The organism is Corynebacterium sp. HMSC076D02, assembly GCF_001813815.1.
GTDB lineage: Bacteria > Actinomycetota > Actinomycetes > Mycobacteriales > Mycobacteriaceae > Corynebacterium > Corynebacterium simulans.
The window spans coordinates 375,862-392,929 of the sequence record NZ_KV814082.1 but is presented as its reverse complement, the minus strand read 5'-3'; the positions used below and the strand labels follow the sequence as shown (position 1 = coordinate 392,929).

Annotated in this window: 17 protein-coding genes; 13 read left to right on the top strand and 4 right to left on the bottom strand. The window is 60.0% G+C overall.

All coding sequences use genetic code 11. From position 1 onward, the window contains the following. Positions 1-85: 85 nt before the first annotated feature. The 7 genes from HMPREF2935_RS12435 to HMPREF2935_RS12405 all read left to right on the top strand — a co-directional run bounded on the left by HMPREF2935_RS12435 (position 86) and on the right by HMPREF2935_RS12405 (position 7,404). Positions 86-1,195, top strand: a complete 1,110-nt coding sequence (locus HMPREF2935_RS12435; RefSeq protein ID WP_235591059.1) for a C40 family peptidase — start codon at positions 86-88, stop codon at positions 1,193-1,195. Positions 1,196-1,205: 10 nt separating this feature from the next. Next, complete coding sequence (locus HMPREF2935_RS12430; protein WP_061923541.1) at positions 1,206-2,327, top strand: glycosyltransferase family 4 protein; 1,122 nt, start codon at positions 1,206-1,208, stop codon at positions 2,325-2,327. A gap of 83 nt (positions 2,328-2,410) precedes the next feature. Then, positions 2,411-3,364, top strand: a complete 954-nt coding sequence (locus HMPREF2935_RS12425) for an ROK family protein (RefSeq protein WP_061923538.1) — start codon at positions 2,411-2,413, stop codon at positions 3,362-3,364. Positions 3,365-3,385: 21 nt separating this feature from the next. After that, a complete protein-coding gene (locus tag HMPREF2935_RS12420; protein ID WP_061923535.1) occupies positions 3,386-4,132 on the top strand; it encodes a lysophospholipid acyltransferase family protein in 747 nt (248 codons plus the stop codon). 3 nt (positions 4,133-4,135) lie between these two features. After that, on the top strand, positions 4,136-5,353 hold the full coding sequence (locus HMPREF2935_RS12415; protein ID WP_082778619.1) for an acyltransferase family protein: 1,218 nt from the start codon (positions 4,136-4,138) through the stop codon (positions 5,351-5,353). 108 nt (positions 5,354-5,461) lie between these two features. Next, on the top strand, positions 5,462-5,971 hold the full coding sequence (locus HMPREF2935_RS12410; protein ID WP_061923531.1) for a polyadenylate-specific 3'-exoribonuclease AS: 510 nt from the start codon (positions 5,462-5,464) through the stop codon (positions 5,969-5,971). Between the two features lie 44 nt (positions 5,972-6,015). Continuing rightward, the gene (locus HMPREF2935_RS12405) at positions 6,016-7,404 is read left to right on the top strand and encodes a class II 3-deoxy-7-phosphoheptulonate synthase (RefSeq protein WP_061923528.1); all 1,389 of its coding nucleotides are present in this window, start codon (positions 6,016-6,018) and stop codon (positions 7,402-7,404) included. A gap of 17 nt (positions 7,405-7,421) precedes the next feature. Here HMPREF2935_RS12405 and HMPREF2935_RS12400 read toward each other — a convergent pair whose 3' ends face one another. Next, positions 7,422-8,786, bottom strand: a complete 1,365-nt coding sequence (locus HMPREF2935_RS12400) for a protein kinase domain-containing protein (protein ID WP_061923525.1) — start codon at positions 8,784-8,786, stop codon at positions 7,422-7,424. 71 nt (positions 8,787-8,857) lie between these two features. Between HMPREF2935_RS12400 and HMPREF2935_RS12395 the strand changes: the two genes are divergently transcribed. Next, positions 8,858-9,238 (top strand): Rv2175c family DNA-binding protein, encoded by a 381-nt coding sequence (locus HMPREF2935_RS12395; protein ID WP_235591065.1) that lies wholly within the window; start codon positions 8,858-8,860, stop codon positions 9,236-9,238. On the opposite strand, the gene HMPREF2935_RS12390 is transcribed toward HMPREF2935_RS12395, so the two are convergent. The 3 genes from HMPREF2935_RS12390 to HMPREF2935_RS12380 are packed head-to-tail and all read right to left on the bottom strand — an operon-like array spanning position 9,235 to position 12,491. Beyond that, positions 9,235-10,794 (bottom strand): alpha-(1->6)-mannopyranosyltransferase A, encoded by a 1,560-nt coding sequence (locus HMPREF2935_RS12390; RefSeq protein ID WP_070733432.1) that lies wholly within the window; start codon positions 10,792-10,794, stop codon positions 9,235-9,237. The genes HMPREF2935_RS12395 and HMPREF2935_RS12390 overlap by 4 nt on opposite strands. A 5-nt stretch (positions 10,795-10,799) precedes the next feature. After that, positions 10,800-11,921, bottom strand: a complete 1,122-nt coding sequence (locus HMPREF2935_RS12385; protein ID WP_070518215.1) for a polyprenyl synthetase family protein — start codon at positions 11,919-11,921, stop codon at positions 10,800-10,802. A 6-nt stretch (positions 11,922-11,927) separates the two neighbouring features. Continuing rightward, on the bottom strand, positions 11,928-12,491 hold the full coding sequence (locus tag HMPREF2935_RS12380) for a GNAT family N-acetyltransferase (protein WP_070733431.1): 564 nt from the start codon (positions 12,489-12,491) through the stop codon (positions 11,928-11,930). Positions 12,492-12,708: 217 nt separating this feature from the next. Between HMPREF2935_RS12380 and HMPREF2935_RS12375 the strand changes: the two genes are divergently transcribed. The 5 genes from HMPREF2935_RS12375 to HMPREF2935_RS13300 all read left to right on the top strand — a co-directional run bounded on the left by HMPREF2935_RS12375 (position 12,709) and on the right by HMPREF2935_RS13300 (position 16,916). Beyond that, the gene (locus tag HMPREF2935_RS12375; protein WP_070733430.1) at positions 12,709-13,149 is read left to right on the top strand and encodes an SAV_6107 family HEPN domain-containing protein; all 441 of its coding nucleotides are present in this window, start codon (positions 12,709-12,711) and stop codon (positions 13,147-13,149) included. Positions 13,150-13,365: 216 nt separating this feature from the next. Further along, positions 13,366-13,737, top strand: a complete 372-nt coding sequence (locus HMPREF2935_RS12370) for a DUF3040 domain-containing protein (RefSeq protein ID WP_062043940.1) — start codon at positions 13,366-13,368, stop codon at positions 13,735-13,737. Between the two features lie 736 nt (positions 13,738-14,473). After that, positions 14,474-14,908, top strand: a complete 435-nt coding sequence (gene mraZ / locus HMPREF2935_RS12365) for a division/cell wall cluster transcriptional repressor MraZ (RefSeq protein ID WP_061923504.1) — start codon at positions 14,474-14,476, stop codon at positions 14,906-14,908. Between the two features lie 155 nt (positions 14,909-15,063). After that, positions 15,064-16,110 (top strand): 16S rRNA (cytosine(1402)-N(4))-methyltransferase RsmH, encoded by a 1,047-nt coding sequence (gene rsmH, locus HMPREF2935_RS12360; RefSeq protein ID WP_070733428.1) that lies wholly within the window; start codon positions 15,064-15,066, stop codon positions 16,108-16,110. Beyond that, complete coding sequence (locus HMPREF2935_RS13300; protein WP_246817838.1) at positions 16,107-16,916, top strand: cell division protein FtsL; 810 nt, start codon at positions 16,107-16,109, stop codon at positions 16,914-16,916. The genes rsmH and HMPREF2935_RS13300 overlap by 4 nt, the downstream gene beginning before the upstream one ends. Positions 16,917-17,068 lie beyond the last annotated feature (152 nt).

Here is a 17,068-nt window from a genome sequence, read left to right as displayed (position 1 = left end):
GTTGTTCGTGTACTCGCTTTCAGCGCGAGATATGCGCTAGTATTAAGCGGTCTATTATTATTTTTTAAGTTTGGGAACTACTACCGTGCTTTCTTCCACTTTGCGGGCCCGCCGCACTTTCTACGCGGCATTGGCCGCAGCGCTTACCGTATCCACTGCTTGGGGCGTGGCGGTCGTGCCTCCCGCGACGGCACAAGAGGTCGAGCAAGTCCAGGAAGCACCGGCTGCCGCAGCGCCCGCGGAGGAACCTGGTAGTCCTGAGAGCGAGGACCTGCAGAAGTTGGTTGACCGTGTCGCGGACGTCGCCCAGCGCGTGGCCGCCAAGAACGAGGAAGTCAAGGCTTCCGAGGATGCACTGGCCGCTACCGAAAAGGAAGTAGAAGAACTCCAGAAGCGCGCCGATGACGCGCGCATAAAAGCGGATGCTGCAGCTGTTGCCGTAACAGACCAACAAGATCGCATCAACGGCATCGCCCAGTCGCGTTACCGCGGTGATTCCACCAGTGCCGTCGCAGCCGCTTTGGATGCCGCAGATCCTGGCACCGCTGTTGAACGTATGGGCTACCTTGGCGCGCTTTCGCGCACCGCGCAACGCAATCTTGATGACAAGGCTGCGGCCGCCGACGTCGCTCGTGGACTGCAAGACGAGGCCGCCGCTGCCGTAAAGGCCGCACAAGATAAGGCTGTGGAGCTTGAACAGCAGCGGGATCGCCTTCTCAAGGAGCAGGAAGAGCTCGAAACACAGAAGAAGGAGATCGAGGAAAAGGTCGATAGCCTAAACGAGGCGCAGCGCGCTGCCTTTGTGGGCCGCTTCGGTGCTAAGGACGTCGACGTTGCTGCCTTGTCCGACGGTTCCGGTTCCAAGGCCGTCGAAGCTGCCCTTACCCGCTTGGGTGCGCCGTATGGCTGGGGTGCTACGGGCCCTGACGTCTTTGACTGCTCAGGTCTTATGCTTTGGAGTTATCAGCAGATGGGCAAGTCCATTCCGCGTACCTCGCAGGCGCAGCTCGCAGGTGGCACCCAAGTCCCACTCGATCAGCTCGAGCCCGGTGACATCATCGGTTATTACCCAGGAGTTACCCACGTCGGTATGTACGTCGGCGATGGCAAGGTAGTACATGCTTCGACCTATGGCGTGCCGGTTCAGGTTGTTCCGGTGGACTCTATGCCGATCCAAGGAGCGGTGCGCTACTAGAGTAGGGCGCATGGCGCGCACACTACTGGTTAGCAATGACTTCCCGCCCACGATTGGCGGGATTCAGTCATATCTACGGGACTTCGTCTCCACCCTGGATCCTTCCGAGGTTGTCGTCTTTGCCTCGACGCAGGATGCTGAGGCCGCCGCGCTTTACGATGCCGCCCAGCCCTACCAGGTCATCCGTTGGCCGCGGCGCATTATGCTGCCTACTCCGGCAACCGTGCGCGAGATGCAGCGGCTTATCAAGGCCTATGACATCGACATCGTTTGGTTCGGTGCGGCAGCCCCTCTTGCATTGATGGGTAAGGCTGCCAAGGAAGCCGGCGCGACCAAGGTTGTGGCCACTACTCACGGCCACGAGGTGGGGTGGTCCATGCTTCCGGTTGCCCGTCAGGCGCTGCGGTGCATCGGAGAGCACGCTGATGTTATTACGTATATCTCCGACTACACGCTGCGTCGCTTGCAAGCGCCCTTTGGCCCTGGGCCGAAGTGGGTGCATCTTCCCTCTGCGGTGAGCCTGGAGGATTTTCAGCCGGCCGATGAGCAGAAAAAGCAGGCTGCGCGTGCGCACTTCGGTTTGTCAGATGGTCCCGTCATCACGTGTATTTCCCGCTTGGTCCCGCGCAAGGGGCAAGACCAGCTGCTGCGAGCTCTGCCGAAGGTTCGCGCGCAATTTCCCAATGCACAACTGCTCATCATTGGTCGCGGCCGCTACCGGAAAGCTTTAGAGCGGCTCGCCGAAATCTATGCCCCCGACGTCATCATCCGCGAGGCCAAAGACATTACGGAGCTGCAGATGGCCCTGCACGCCGCCGATGTCTTTGCCATGCCCGCGCGTACCCGTGGGGGAGGCCTCGACGTCGAGGGCTTGGGCATCGTCTACCTTGAGGCCCAGGCCTGCGGCGTGCCCGTCATTGCCGGTGACTCCGGCGGCGCACCGGAGACCGTCACGGATGACACCGGCATCGTGGTGCGCGGTTCAAGTGTTGCCGAATTGGAGGAGGCATTGTGCGCCTTGCTAGGCGATGCTCCTCGCGCCCGCCGCATGGGCCAGGCTGGCCGCAACCACGTGGAGAAGGCATGGACGTGGGAAATCATGGGTGGGCGCCTGCGTGAAATCTTGGCTTAGTGACAGAGATTAATTTCTTTATCGATTCCGCTCGAACATGCAGAATGTGACCAATACCCCGGCGGGGGTATATCCTGTTGTGCATGCTTGAACACGCTCAACCTGCCGCGGACTCCGGATTCACCATTGGATTCGACATCGGCGGCACCAACCTACGCGCGGCGACCATCAGCGCGGAGGGCAACATTGTTGATTCGGTGAGCGTGCCAACTGCGGATAGCGCCCGCCAGCTAGAAGATGACATCGTCCAGGCCGTAGACACCCTGCGTGAGAAGAATGAGATCTCCGCAGTCGGCTTGGCACTCGCCGGCTTTTTGGATCCCCAGTGCGAAACCGTGCGCTTTGCCCCGCACTTGCCGTGGCGCGATGCGCCGGTGCGCGAAATTTTGAGCAAGCGGCTCGGTCTACCCGTACGCCTCGAGCATGACGCTAACTCCGCAGCGTGGGGAGAGTGGCGCTTCGGTGCCGGTCGCGGCGCCAAGGACTGGGTGTTCTTCTCTGTCGGCACCGGCATTGGCGCAACCTTGATGACCGAGGACAAGATTTACCGCGGCGCGTTCGGCACGGCCCCAGAATTCGGCCACCTTACCGTGGTCCCGGGTGGACGCGAGTGCTCCTGCGGCAAGCGCGGCTGCCTAGAACGCTATGCCTCCGGTACCGCATTGCCCGATACCTGTGAGGAGCTGCGCCCAAGCTATTCCACCACGCTGCCAGTAGGTGCCGAGGGAGTAGAAATCACCACCGCCGCACGCGCCGGCGATCCTCTCGGCCTAGCCGTCATGGAGCACTTCGGAACCTGGCTGGGCCAGGGCCTTTCCATCGTGGCAGACGTCTTGGATCCCGAGCTGATCGTGATTGGCGGCGGCGTCGCCAATGATGCGGATCTCTACCTAGACACCGCGCGCGAGAACATGGCGCGCCAAATAGTAGGGGCGGGGCATCGCCCGCTGGCCCGCGTGGCCACCGCAGATCTGGGCTCAGCGGCGGGTATGATTGGCGTAGCTGACCTAGCCCGCAATGGGCTTGCCATAGGTTAATTAAACGACAGGGACAACGCGATGCGAAACAAGTGGTACTGGGCATTTAAGAACATCTTTTTCGGTCCTGCCTTGCGGTTGTGGAACCGCCCGTGGACTGAAGGCATGGATAACATTCCCACTGCAGGCCCAGCGATTCTTGTCTCCACGCACCAAGCGGTGATGGACTCTTTCTTCTTCCCACTGATGTGCCCGCGTCAGATCACCTTCTTGGCCAAGAGCGAGTATTTCACTACCCCGGGCTTGGTGGGCCGCGCGCAAGCGTGGTTCTTCAGCTCGGTCGGCCAGGTCCCTGTCGAGCGCGACAGCGACAACGCCAGCGATGCCATGCTGGAATCCGCACAGCTGATTCTGAATAGGGGAGACCTGTTTGGCATCTACCCGGAGGGCACCCGTTCTCCTGATGGCCGCATCTACAAAGGTCGTACTGGTATGGGGCGCATCGCCATGACCACCGGGAAGAAGGTCATTCCGATCGCCATGATCGGTACCCGCAAGGCCAATCCGATCGGCAGCTGGGTGCCGCGTCCTACCAAGGTCGGCATGCGCGTTGCCGAGCCGATCGATCCGCATGAGTGGGCAGCGGAACGCGGTTTGGACCCGAATGAGCATGACACCATTCGTGCTTTCACCGATTACGTTATGCAGGAATTGGCCGAGCTTTCCGGCCAGCCATATGTCGATGTCTATGCCTCTGAGGTCAAAGCCTCCCTGCAAGCAGGCAAGGGCTATCCTGCAGGCGCGGAACCAAAATACGAGGCGCACTAGGCGGTGAGTTCCCCTAAGGCTCGATTAGCGTGGCCTGACATCGCCAAGGGTATTTCCATCCTTGGCGTTGTTCTTTTGCACGTCACGCTCACTGTTCCCGAATCCAGCGAGACCCGACTCGCGGCCCTCAACCTCTGGCTAGACCCGCTGCGTTTGCCCCTCTTCTTCCTCGTCAGCGGCTACTTTTCTACGAAGGTTTTTAACTTCACCTTCCCGCAGCTTTTCGCGCGCCGCCTGTGGTATTTCATCGTGCCCTATGTGGTGTGGATGGCCGTGGAATTGCAGGTAAAACGCCTCGAATTACACTGGGTCTTTGAAAGCGACATCTTTGATCGCAATGAGATGCTGTTCAACATGGTCTTTGGCCACACGATGGCCTGGTTTATCCATTCTCTGATCTTCTTCAACATCTTCTTGTGGTGCGTACGCAAGCTGCCCGGCTGGCTGGCCGTGCTTTTAAGCTTTACGCCGCTCTTGTTCATGGCGTGGCAGGCGCACTTTACCTTCATTGCCAAGGCAATGATGTTCCTGCCGATGTTCGTAGCCGCGGCTTTCTTCCGGGACTGGATTACCCGCTTCGCCTCCGAAATCGAGGCACCTTTCAAGGGACACTTTGGCCTTTCCACCGCCTTTTTCTACGGCGGCACCATTGTGGCTTACCTCTGCGGCTCCTTTTTCCGCCGTGCTTGGGATTCTTATCCCGAGGAGGTCTTCATTCCGTGGCCGCTGCCCGGTGCGGAGTACCTGACCTCTAACGAGGTGCACATCTTGGTCCGCTTCGTGGAACAGGCCTTGGAGGTCCCGCTGGGCATTGTGCTTGCGATTTGGGTCTCCTATGTCCCAGTCCTGTCCAAGGGATTGCGCTTTATAGGCTCGCACACGCTGCCCATCTACTTGGCGCATCCCATCGGCCTTACAGTGGGCTATGGCTTCTTCATGGCTTGGTTCCCACATGAGGTCACCCTGCACGGCGAGCACTTGCTGGATAACACCTGGTTCTGGTTGATCGCCTGCTTCGTCTTTGCCGCCATTGCCTCTCTGGCGCTATGGGCGCTGGGGCGCGTGCCGATTGTAGGCTGGCTGCTCAAACCGCCGGACATCTCGCATCTCATCGACGCGCCTGCACAGCAGGATTATCATCCGGAAAACACTCCGCGGCAAGACCCAAAGGCCCACCGCTGCGAGCGGGCCCCCTGCTGCAGCGCACGCCGCCGCGACTAGCAGGTGTATGCGTGGGAGCGGGGGTCGGGCGGCGTCGCCAAGCACCGCCTCTTGCACCCCAGACCCCAAGGCATGCTGGGGGAGGGAAGCCAAGTAAGATTAGGCCCCGTGCGCTACTTCTATGACACCGAGTTTATTGAGAATGGAAAGACCATCGAGCTGGTCTCCATTGGCATCGTCGGCGAAGATGGCAGCGAATTTTATGCGGTATCTACCGACTTCAACCCCGCGCATGCCAACGCGTGGGTGCGCGAGAACGTTCTCGATAAGCTGCCTTCCCCGAGCGATCCCGTCTGGAAGTCGCGCGATCGCATTCGCGAGGAGCTCATAGAGTTTCTCACCAAGCATTCCACTCCGGTCGAGCTCTGGGCTTGGGTGGGTGCCTATGACCACGTGGTTTTGGCCCAGTTGTGGGGCGATATGGCGGGCTTGCCCAAGCGCATCCCGCGCTATACCCGCGAGCTCAAGCAGTACTGGGAATTCGCCGGCTGCCCAAAGTTGCCGCCGGTGCCGCAGGGCAATCACGACGCGCTTGTCGACGCCCGTCATAACCTAGCCAAGTTTCGCGCCTGCATGGAGGCACTACCGCTGACAAGGGCCAACCAAGTAACTATCTAGTCCCAAACTATCCTGCGGCAGGGGGCTAATGGTTAAATAGCCATGTGAGTTGGACAGTAGATATCCCTAAAGAAGCACTTCCGGATCTTCCGCCTTTGCCTGCCGGCATCGAGGAGCGATTCCGGGATGCCATCGCACGCAATGCCAAGCAGCAGCCGAGCTGGGATCGCGCGCAGGCAGATAACGTGCGCAAGATTCTGGAATCCGTGCCGCCCATTGTCGTGGCACCGGAGATTGAGGAGCTTAAGCGCAAGCTTGCCGACGTCGCGCTCGGCAAGGCATTCCTGCTGCAAGGCGGGGACTGCGCTGAGACCTTTGAATCCAATACCGAGCCGCACATCCGCGGCAACGTGAAAACCTTGCTGCAGATGGCAGTGGTGCTCACCTATGGCGCTTCGACCCCAGTTGTGAAGTTGGGTCGCATCGCCGGTCAGTACGCGAAGCCGCGTTCGGCGGACATGGACTCAAAAGGTTTGCTCAACTACCGCGGCGACATCGTCAACGGTGTTGAGCCCACCGAAGAGGCCCGGCGTCACGACCCAGCCCGCATGATTCGGGCCTACGCTAATTCTTCGGCTGCCATGAACCTGGTGCGTTCGTTGACTTCGTCTGGCACCGCCGACCTGTACCGCCTGCACGAGTGGAACCGCGAATTCGTGGCAAACTCCTCGGCTGGTGCGCGCTACCAGGCGCTGGCCGATGAAATCGAAAACGGCCTGGCTTTCATGAACGCCTGCGGAGTTTCTGACGAGACCCTACGTTCTGCTGAGATCTACTGCTCCCACGAGGCCCTGTTGAAGGACTACGAGCGTTCCATGCTGCGCCTTGGCGTGGACACCAACGGCGAGACCAAGCTTTATGATCTTTCCGCCCACCAACTGTGGATTGGTGAGCGTACCCGCGGCCTCGAGGACTTCCACGTCAACTTCGCCGCGCTCATCGGTAACCCCGTGGGCATCAAGCTTGGCCCTGGAGTTACCCCGGAGCAGGCGGTGGAGTACGCAGAAAAGCTCGACCCGAACCGCGAACCAGGACGCCTGACCATGATCACCCGCATGGGCCACGACAAGGTGCGTACCGTCTTGCCAGCAGTGGTCAAGGCAGTAGAAGACTCCGGCCACAAGGTGGTCTGGCAGTGCGATCCAATGCATGGCAACACCTTCACGGCGTCGAATGGTTACAAGACCCGTCACTTCGACAAGATCGTCGACGAGGTCCAAGGCTTCTTCGAGGTCCACCGCGAGCTGGGCACCCACCCAGGCGGCGTGCACCTTGAGTTCACCGGCGAGGACGTCACCGAGTGCTTGGGCGGCGCTGAGGACATCACCGACCTAGACCTGCCGGGTCGTTACGAGTCCGCAGTGGACCCGCGTCTCAACACCCAGCAGTCCCTGGAGTTGTCCTTCCTCATAGCGGAGATGCTGCGCAACTAGCGGGCAAAGACCGCTACTTAGGCTAGGAACTGCGGCAAGAAGCCGTAGTTGCCTGAGCCAAACCACCAGCCGCCGATCGCCACGGCGACGGTAGCTAGTGCCACGAGCGCCAGGAAAAGCAGCAGTGAGAAGACACTGCGGTTAGTTTCCCGGCGCTCTTCTGGTTCCTCCTCCGCGATGCGGGAGAGCTGATTGTGTTGTTGCGGGGCAGGAGCCGGCGCCCGCTGCGGCATCGGAGCCGGGGGAGTTTGCGGAGTCGGGGGCACCTGCCCGGCGTAGGGATCGATGCGTGTCTGCGATGGATAGGCCGCCGGCCGCGGGGCGGCTGGCGTATCGGCGCGCGTTTCGAAGCTAAGAGGCGCGCGCTGCGGCTGCTGCGGAACGTATTCGGTTACCGGTTCTTCTTCGGCAGGCCGCGGCTGGGGCGCCGGGCTTTCCAACGCCGTGGTGGCATCGAAGACGTGGGTAGCACCTGTGCCGGAGAAATCCGTGGGCTGCTCGGCAGTGCGGGCGGCGGCAGCGTTGCGGGGGACAGGGACAGTGAAGTCGGGGAGTGCGAGCTCCCGCGTGATGTCGTCAAGCGCGTCCAAGAACTCGCCTGCGTCGGCAAAGCGCTCGGCCTTCTCTCGCGCCGTGGCGGTGGCGACGAGGGCGTCGAAAAGCTTCGGCACTCCCGCAATGCGGGACGAAGGTGCCGGCACGTCTGCCTGCAGGCGTGCCTGCGCGTGCTCCAATGGGGTAGCGCCACGGAAAGGAACGCTGCCTGTTAGAAGCTCGAAGAGGACGATGCCGGCGGAATAAACATCGGAGGCCGCCGTAATCGGCTCACCGGTGACCTGCTCTGGTGAAAGATACGACACCGTACCGATGATCTGGCTCGAGCCCCGCTCCGCTGCGGCCGACCGCACTAGACCAAAATCCCCCAACTTCACGCGGCTCTGTGCGGTAATCAGCACGTTGTCTGGCTTGATATCGCGATGGACTAAACCCGCGCGATGGACTTCATCCAAGCCCATGAGCATCGGGCGCATGACCGCCGCCGCGGCGTGTGCCGGCATGGGGCCGCGCTCGGCGAGCAGCTCGCGCAAGGTGCCGCCGGTGATAAGTTCCATGATGAGAAAAATCGGCACGCCATCGGAAGAGAAGTCATGCACTCCCACGAGGTTTGGATGCTGCAGCTGTGCCATCGCGCGGGCCTCGCGCTCGAAACGCTTCACAAAGGCCGGATCGTCTTGATAGTGCTCATGCATTACCTTCGCCGCCACCGCACGGCCTAAGCGCATGTCGACGCAGCGATAAACCGTGGACATGCCGCCCCGCGCGATCGGCCGATCGACGCGATAGCGGTCCTCGAGAATGTCGCCTACTTCCAGCCTTGTCATGTAATCCAGTATGGCTGATAGACGCAGCGATGTGGTATCCGGCTAAGGTTGTGTCTGTGACTAATCCACAGATGAATTCCGAACAGGCCAAGAACGAAGAAATCGCTGCCCTCCTGGAAGGCGAGGAGCTGTTGACGCTGCAAGAGGTGGCGGACAAGCTCGACCTGCAGATTACCCGCGTGTTTGATCTGCTGGGCGCCCGCAAGTTCATCGCGTGGCGCAACGCAGAAGGTACCCGCTTGGTGCCGGCTGCCTTCTTTAATCAGAAGGGCGTTATCTCCAAGTATGTTTCAGGCGTTATCACCGTGCTTAGCGACGGCGGTTTTAGTGACCAGGAGATCTTCATCCATCTTTTCACCGAAGATGAAACTCTCCCGGGCCGCCCGATCGACGCCTTGCACGGCCACCTGGCACGCGAAGTTATCCGCCGCGCGCAGGCTTCTGCTTTCTAGGCAGTAGCTTTTTCTGCAGACTCTGCTTTTATGGGTTCCTGGGCTGCGTTCCTACGCAGCCCATCGCCGATCTTGGGGCTGACGCCAGCGAAGATCCACTGCGTTAAAGCCCACGCGGCAACGACCATGGCGATATCCCACCACCAGTTATAGAGCTGGTGGTTGCCATCGCCGGAGAAAGCGACGCCGATAAACAGCGAAACGCCGGTGGTTATCTTCAGCAGCAACAGCGGTGGGCGGAAGGTGCCCATCAGCGTCAGCACCGAGGCGTAGTACCAAGGCAGCGTCACCGAATTGAAGAGGAACGCCACCTGGTAGGCGCCCGCAGTGCCGGCGATGGCACGGCGCACGCTGCCGCGGCCCAGCCACCACATGGCCACCAAGCCGATGAGCATCAAAACCATCGAAATGGTGCGCAGTACGTTCAGCACGCCGTTGTAGGTGGTATCCGGGCTGAAGATCTGAATCAACGGAATCATGACATCGGCGGCAAAGGTAGGGCCAGCTAGGGGATTGACCACCTTAGAGTTGCCGCTGATCTGCGAAAGCCAGCCCCAGGAGCTGCCCGAAGCCCAGGTAATCGCAGCCACTGCAAGGCCTACCTCAGCCAAAGCCACGATGCCGGAGAGCACAAAAGCACCAAGCTGGCGCCCGCGCGAGGCCGAGCCCGGCGCATAGTGCAGCACCATCATCCACACCACGAAGGGAGCTGCGAAGATAGCTGTGGCTTTAAGCGCCACCGCGACGCCAATGAGCAGCAAGCCAATGTGGAAGCGTTTCTTCACTGCAGCCAGCAGGCCGAGTGATACCAAAGCCACCATAACGGACTCGTTGTGCATGCCCGCTACCAAGTGCAAAACCACCACTGGGTTGGCCACGCCAAGCCACAGCGCTAGGGCAGGATCGCCGCCAAGGGCACGGGTGAGATGCACAATCGCCCACGCGATGACCGCAAAGCCAAGCAGGGAAATCGCCTTGTAGATGATGATACCGGCGGCCACATTGTCCCCGACTACGCGCGTGACTGCCTCGGCCATCCACAAGTGCAGCGGGCCATATGGGGTAGTGGTGTTGCGCCAGTCATGGGAGACCTCCAGCAGGAACGGGCCTGGATTGACCGCCGCGCCTTCCGTATAAGGATCGAAGCCATCGCGCACCATGGCGCCCTGCATCAGATAGGAATAGACATCGCGGGAGGCCAGGGGAGCGGCGAAGAGCAAAGGCACAATCCAGGCGCTCAGCATGATGCGGATCGAACGCAAGCCGCCGTTGGGCTGAGGGTTCTTCAGCTGCGGATTAATGACCTGGCGGCCTGCCAAAATCCAGGCCGCAACGAGGCCAAACAAGCCGACCCAGTAGAGCACCATGCCCACGTTGCGGCCGTGGCCATAAGCCAAGAAGCCGATGTTTAGCGCTTCGAGGATTCCGCCGCGATTGCGCGTGGCGCCGCCCGAAAACGAGGCAAAGGCCAATATGATGCTGGCGATGATTCCCACCGGCAGCGCATTGGGCAGGCGCACGGTATAAGTCTTGTGACCTTTCTCAGGTGCGGTCATAGTGCCTACATTCGACGGGCAGTGGACTTAATAGCCAGTGCCTCGAGGGTCTCAGTGACTGCAGGATCAACATGGGCCTTGCGCAAGTGGCCCAAGCCGGATTCGGTTAGTGCCGAAATCTGCTCCTCCAGCATTTGCGGGGCGCCGGAGTCAGCGATGATTTGAGCCATCTGCGCGATTTCGGCTGGGTCTTCCGTGTTGCCAATGAGCGAGCGCAGCACCTTCGCGGATGCTGGGTCCTTTTCATCAGCGCGCTGCAAAGCCAGCGAGAGCAGCACGGTGCGCTTGCCTTCGCGCAGGTCATCACCGGCGGGCTTGCCGGTGATTTCTGGGTCACCAAAGACGCCCAGCTGATCATCGCGGAGCTGGAAGGCGATGCCGATGTCGCGGCCGTAGCCACGGAAAGCGCTGATAAGCGCGGCGTCAGCACCTGCCACCGCGGCGCCCAAATGCAGAGGACGCTCGATGGTGTAGGCGGCCGTCTTATAACGGTTCACAGAATTGGCCAAAGTGGGGTCCTCAGAGCCCGCTGCCTCTAGCGAGATATCGAGCAGCTGGCCGCCGATGACTTCGGTGCGCATGCCCGCCCATGGGCCGCGCGCACGCTGCAAAGCCGCGCTGCTTAGACCTGAACCTTGCAGCATGTCTTCGGCCCAAGCTAGTGCGAGGTCACCGACGAGGATGGCAACCGACTGACCAAAGAAGTCTGCGTCACCGTGGAAGTCCTGTGCGCGATGCTGCGCTGCGACGGCGCGATGCACCGTGGGGTTGCCGCGGCGGGTATCAGATGAATCGATGATGTCATCATGGATAAGCGCGCAGGCCTGAATGAATTCCAGCGACGATGCGGCGGTGGCCATGGCCTGCGGATCTTCCTCGCCGTCCAAGCCACGTGCGCCCAAGAAACCCGCCCACGCGTAGGTGGGGCGGATACGCTTGCCGCCGTCGAGGACAAAGTTTTCCAGGTAAGACGTGGCGCCAACGACGGGGCCGCCGATTTCGGCGACCTCGGGGCGGCGCTGGTCTAAAAACTCTAGGAGCTTTTCGCGGGCGGTATCCGGGAACTGCTCTAGGGAAGGAATGCTGTTGTCTTTCACTCCCCACACGTTACCTGTTGAACCGGACATTCCCTGTTACGTGGTGGAAAGCGGCAGGCGTGCCGCGAGAATTGCAAAGGCACGGGAATCAGCGGGGTATTCCAACTCGCGCAGCACATCGAAGAATCCCACCTTACGGTAGAGCCGAAATGCCGCGTTGGCCTCGTCGGGGACCTCCGGCGTCGACAGCAAAAGGTAACTGGCAGGAGCGTTCCACGCCAGCTCCTTTATTAGCGCCAATCCCAGCCCATGGCCTTGCAGGTTCGGCGCGACATGAATCTCAGCGAGCTCAAAGTAGTTGTGGAGAATCTCCAGCTGCTCCTGAGTGGCCCCGCCGGCCTCGGCGAATCCCCTCCGTAGCTGCCGGTCCCACCAGGTGTCGGGCGAACCGATGAAGCCATAAGCGACGCCGCCTATTCCATACTCATCTTCCACGATCACCGCCGTAAACCCTGGCCGCATGATGTCTGCTTTCCATGCCTTGATTCGATTTGCACGCATGGTGGGGTTATATCCCATGGCGGCGATGTAAATATCGACCAAGGGGGGCGCCAGCATGGCGAACTCTTGCGGGCTCAAGCGGCGAATACGAAAACTCACGTCTTTAATATCAGCAGATCTTGGCAGAGTTCGACAAGGAATTCCGGCAAAAGTTCCTGCCCTGCTTGGCGATGCCCCGAAGAGGGGAGGGCATGTTCGAAAATATTTGGCTGTAGTGGGAAAACCATTGCCTTATTCGAACATTTGAACTAATCTGGAAGTAAATGTCCAGCGCACGCTCTAGATTTATGGTTAACAACAGCAAAGGAGGAGCATCATGGCACAGGTTATTTCTGCAACAGCACAGTTCAAGGGGTCGCGCGCTGCCGCAGGCGCGTTCAAGCGCGACCGTTTTCTAACGCAAGCCGGAGACCTTCTGTCGCAGGCCCGCGCCATGGCTGCCGCTGAGCGTTGGGACCAAGCCCTCGAGTTTGCATACCAGGCGGGTCTGCGCACTGCCGGTGCGCGTATCGCAGATTCCGCAGTGTCAAAGCGGCGCCGTTTGCCCTCGAGTGCGTGGGAGCAGCTGGCCATGGTGGGCGCTTCCGAGAGGGATTGGGCGGAGCGTTTCCGTGGATATTCCCGCCTTCGTTCTCGTGTGGCCTCCGGGCTGGATGGTGCGCCGGATGAAGAAGTCGTTGTAAAGCTAATGGCCTTGGCTGCGGAATTTTTGGCAGAGGTTGAAGAGGGGATTGTCTTCGGTTCTCTTGCTGCCTAGCTGCGTGGTTTCGGGGCCAGTTATTTACTCTGGGTGTGACGTTGCCCAATAGTGGTGGGGGCAGACTGTGCTTGCGGGAACTTACTGATTACTCTGGGCGTTAGATAGTTAGTAGTTCACGAATCATGGTGTAACCCAAAGCTTGCGCGGTGGCGCGTAGGTGCATCGCAGCGTGGATTTTCGGCCCGATGCCCATTGAGATCAATTGGAGGAAAAGTGTCGCTTTCCGAGCACGAGCAGCAGGCACTGCGTGAAATTGAACGATCCTTGATGCAGGATGATCCCAAGTTTGGTTCCTCCGTTACGGGTGACTCCGGCTTCGGTAGCGGCGGCGCCATCACCCTGCGCGGGGTTGCCCTCATCGTTGTCGGCCTTTTGTTGATGGTTGGCGGCGTAGCTTTGGCGCAGCAGTCACTGTGGTTTGTGGCCTTGTCTGTACTGGGCTTCCTCGTGATGTTCGGTGCTGGCGTGTGGATGCTGCGTGGCCGTAAAGAGGCTGTTAGCTATAGCGCGCCGCGCCGCCCGGCTGGCAACCGTCAAGGCGTGAGCTCCCGCCTTGAGGAGAACTTCCGCCGCCGTTTCGAATAAGCTGCCAGCTTCTTTGGTGCTAGAGCCCGCATCCTTCTGGATGCGGGCTTTTAGTTTTCTCTGAGCTCTATCTCCCACTTTCACCCCTTCCACCCACTTCGTCCCACATTCTCCACTTTGCCCCACCGCGGGGAGGGGAGTGTGGCCTTTTGCGCGCGTTGGGCGGTGCGTATCCCAGCGGCGTGCGAGGAGGCTATGGGGTGTTCAAGAGGATTACCAGCCCTGGAAAACCAGACTTCCTGTTCGTGGTTTAGTGCGCTATGGCGCGATTGAAAACCAGCCATGAACTCTGGGTTTCCAGCCCTGGGTATTTGTCGAAACGGATATAGAGATGGGCCGCCAAACGTCGGTACCCGGGCCAGCAGCTGCAATTGGGAGAGCTGTAAACGTGCATCGCGGGCTGAGCGGGGACTGCACTAATCGCAATATGCGGGGTTCAAAGTGGCGGTGGGGCGCAATATGTTGGTGTGATTGGTGGGGTAATTGGGGTGTTTGTAGGACGTTGTCAAGGGGGTGGCTGGGGAATTCTTCCCACTGCAAAAATGGTCTTCTACCTCGGCTGATTTGTTGAAAAACTTTTAAACACGCAGTCGAGGGTGACAGAAGTGGGGGAAAGTGGGGTAGAGTGGGGCACAGTGTAGAACCGAGGGCCTGTGGATGTGTGTTGAACATCTGCCGGCGCGAGGGGCTGCACAGAGGAATCCGGAGTTTCGAGTAACAGGAAGGTGGACCCGGGATGTTTCTCGGTACCTACACTCCCAAGCTCGATGACAAAGGGCGGCTAACGCTTCCAGCGAAGTTCCGTGAAGAGCTGGCGGGTGGCCTCATGGTCACCAAAGGTCAGGACCATTCCTTAGCGGTGTACCCGCGTGAGGAATTTGCGGCGCGAGCGCGAAAAGCGGCGGCGGTATCTCGTACGAACCCAGATGCGCGTGCGTTTATCCGTAACTTGGCAGCAAGTGCGGACGAGCAAAGGCCAGACGGGCACGGGCGAATCACGCTTTCAGCAGCCCACCGCGAGTACGCAAGCCTCAAGAAGGAGTGCGTGGTTGTCGGTTCGGTGGACTTCCTCGAAATCTGGGACGCAGCCGCGTGGGCTGAGTACCAGGCGCAAACTGAAGATGCTTACTCGGCGGCAGACGCCGATGACGTACTCGCTGGCTTGCTTTAGACATGCAGCTAGCGATGAGTGCGTGTACGGACTCTGCCCGAGGTGGATGCTCTGGTGTACTTCCCCGATATCAGAAACCTGCCTCGGACAGGGCCCTATACGCACTCTTTTGCACTGTAAGACAATTTTTCATAAGTGGGGGGTGACTAGCAGCGATGACGGCTCAGGACAATAACTCGGCAGTAAATTACGACGTAGCGGATAATCACGGCCACGTGCCGGTTATGCGTGAGCGCATGGCACAGCTGCTAGAACCTGCAGTTGCGGGCGATAACGCAGTGCTTATCGACGGCACCTTGGGGGCCGGCGGGCACACCGAATACTTCTTGAACAAGTTCCCCAATGTCCGCGTAATTGGTGTCGACCGCGATGGCGCCTCCTTGGCGGCAGCCACCGAACGCCTTGCGCCCTTCGGAGATCGCTTCGTCGGCGTCAATGCCCGCTTTGATGATGTGTGTGCAGAAATTGAGCGCGCAGAGGGCGCGATTTTCGACGTCGCGCGTGAGCACGGAATCGCCGGAGCGCTCTTCGATTTGGGCGTTTCCTCGATGCAGCTTGACCAGGTCGAACGCGGTTTTGCTTATAAGACCGACGCGCCTTTGGACATGCGCATGGACCCTTCGCATGGGATTACCGCTGCGGACATCCTCAATACTTATAGCCACGGCGATTTGGCGCGCATCTTGAAGACCTACGGCGATGAACGCTTCGCCGGAAAGATTGCCTCCGCCGTCCTCAAGGAGCGCGAGAAGGAGCCCTTTAGTAACTCTGAGCGCCTCGTTGAACTGCTTTATTCCCCCATCCCGGCTGCCACCCGCCGCACTGGCGGGCACCCTGCAAAGCGCACTTTCCAGGCGCTGCGCGTGGAGGTTAACCGCGAGTTGGAGGCAATCGAGCAGGTTATTCCTGTCATCACTGACGCGCTCACCGTTGGCGGGCGTGCGGTGTTCATGAGCTATCAGTCGTTGGAAGATCGCATCGTCAAACAGGCTTTTGCTGAGCTGACGAAGTCGAAAACTCCCGCCGGTTTGCCAATGGACCTGCCGGGTACGGCTCCGAAGTTCAAGACCGTCACCCGCGGTGCGGAAAAAGCGAGTGCTGAAGAGATCGAGGAAAACTCCCGCGCTGCTTCGGTTCGGGTCCGCGCTATCGAGCGTCTTGAGGGCGAGCCTTCGCTGCACCCACCGGGAGGCACGTCATGAGTCTTAACGAACGTATCCCTGAACGTAACTACTCTGCACAGACTTTTCAGAACCCAGCACTAGGAAGGCCCCGCACCATGGGGGCGAGCCGCGACTTTACTACCGGAACTGATCCCGGAGCCGCCACGACTCTTCTCGAGCCAGGCCGCCGTGCGGTCCCACAGCGTACTCCGCGCCGCGCCCCGCATCGCACGCAAGTGCCGACGCGCCGCGGCAACCGCTTGGGCTCGAAGCAAGTCGTGTCCTTCCGTGGCCGCCGGCTTCCGCAGCAAACCACCAAGAAGAACTCGCTGTTTACCCGGCTTTCCTTCATCACAATCGGCTTGCTGATTTTCGGCGTGGTCGTCTCCATGTGGCTGTCCGGTATCTCCACCGCGCAGACCTTCGTGGTCAAGGATCTCACTGTCCAGGAGTCTCAGCTGGATAATCAGCTTGAGACTTTGAACCGCGACCTCGAAAACGTGCGTTCGGCATCCGACGTAGCGCGCCGTGCCAACGAGGCCAAGATGGGCGTTCCGACGCAGCCGGGCATCGTTGAGGTTGACCCAGAAGGTAACCCGCAAGAGAAGCGCCCAGCGGATCCGGCAACCGAAGCGATCGTTGACGTCAACGGCGCACCGGTTCGACCGGGACAGGCTTCCAGTGACCCGGACGCAACCAAGGATGTTTCCGGTAGCTTGAACGAGGTGCCGCAAGGCCGCCAACGCACGGACCGACAGCCAGGTGAAGAGAACGCCTCATCGCCGGCACCAGGCGCGCAGGTGGAATTGCCAAACATTCCGGCGCAAGCGCCGTATGCCAACTAGCTGTGAATGTGGTTTCTTCGGATGTGCTCGCGCGTGCCTGCGCGAGCACTTCGCATTTATAGGGCAAAATCTTGATCCAAGACTGTCTGCAGCGCGATGAGCTGTAAAAAGATAATCGGCAAAAGGAAAAGGTGACTTTGTGACTCGACCCA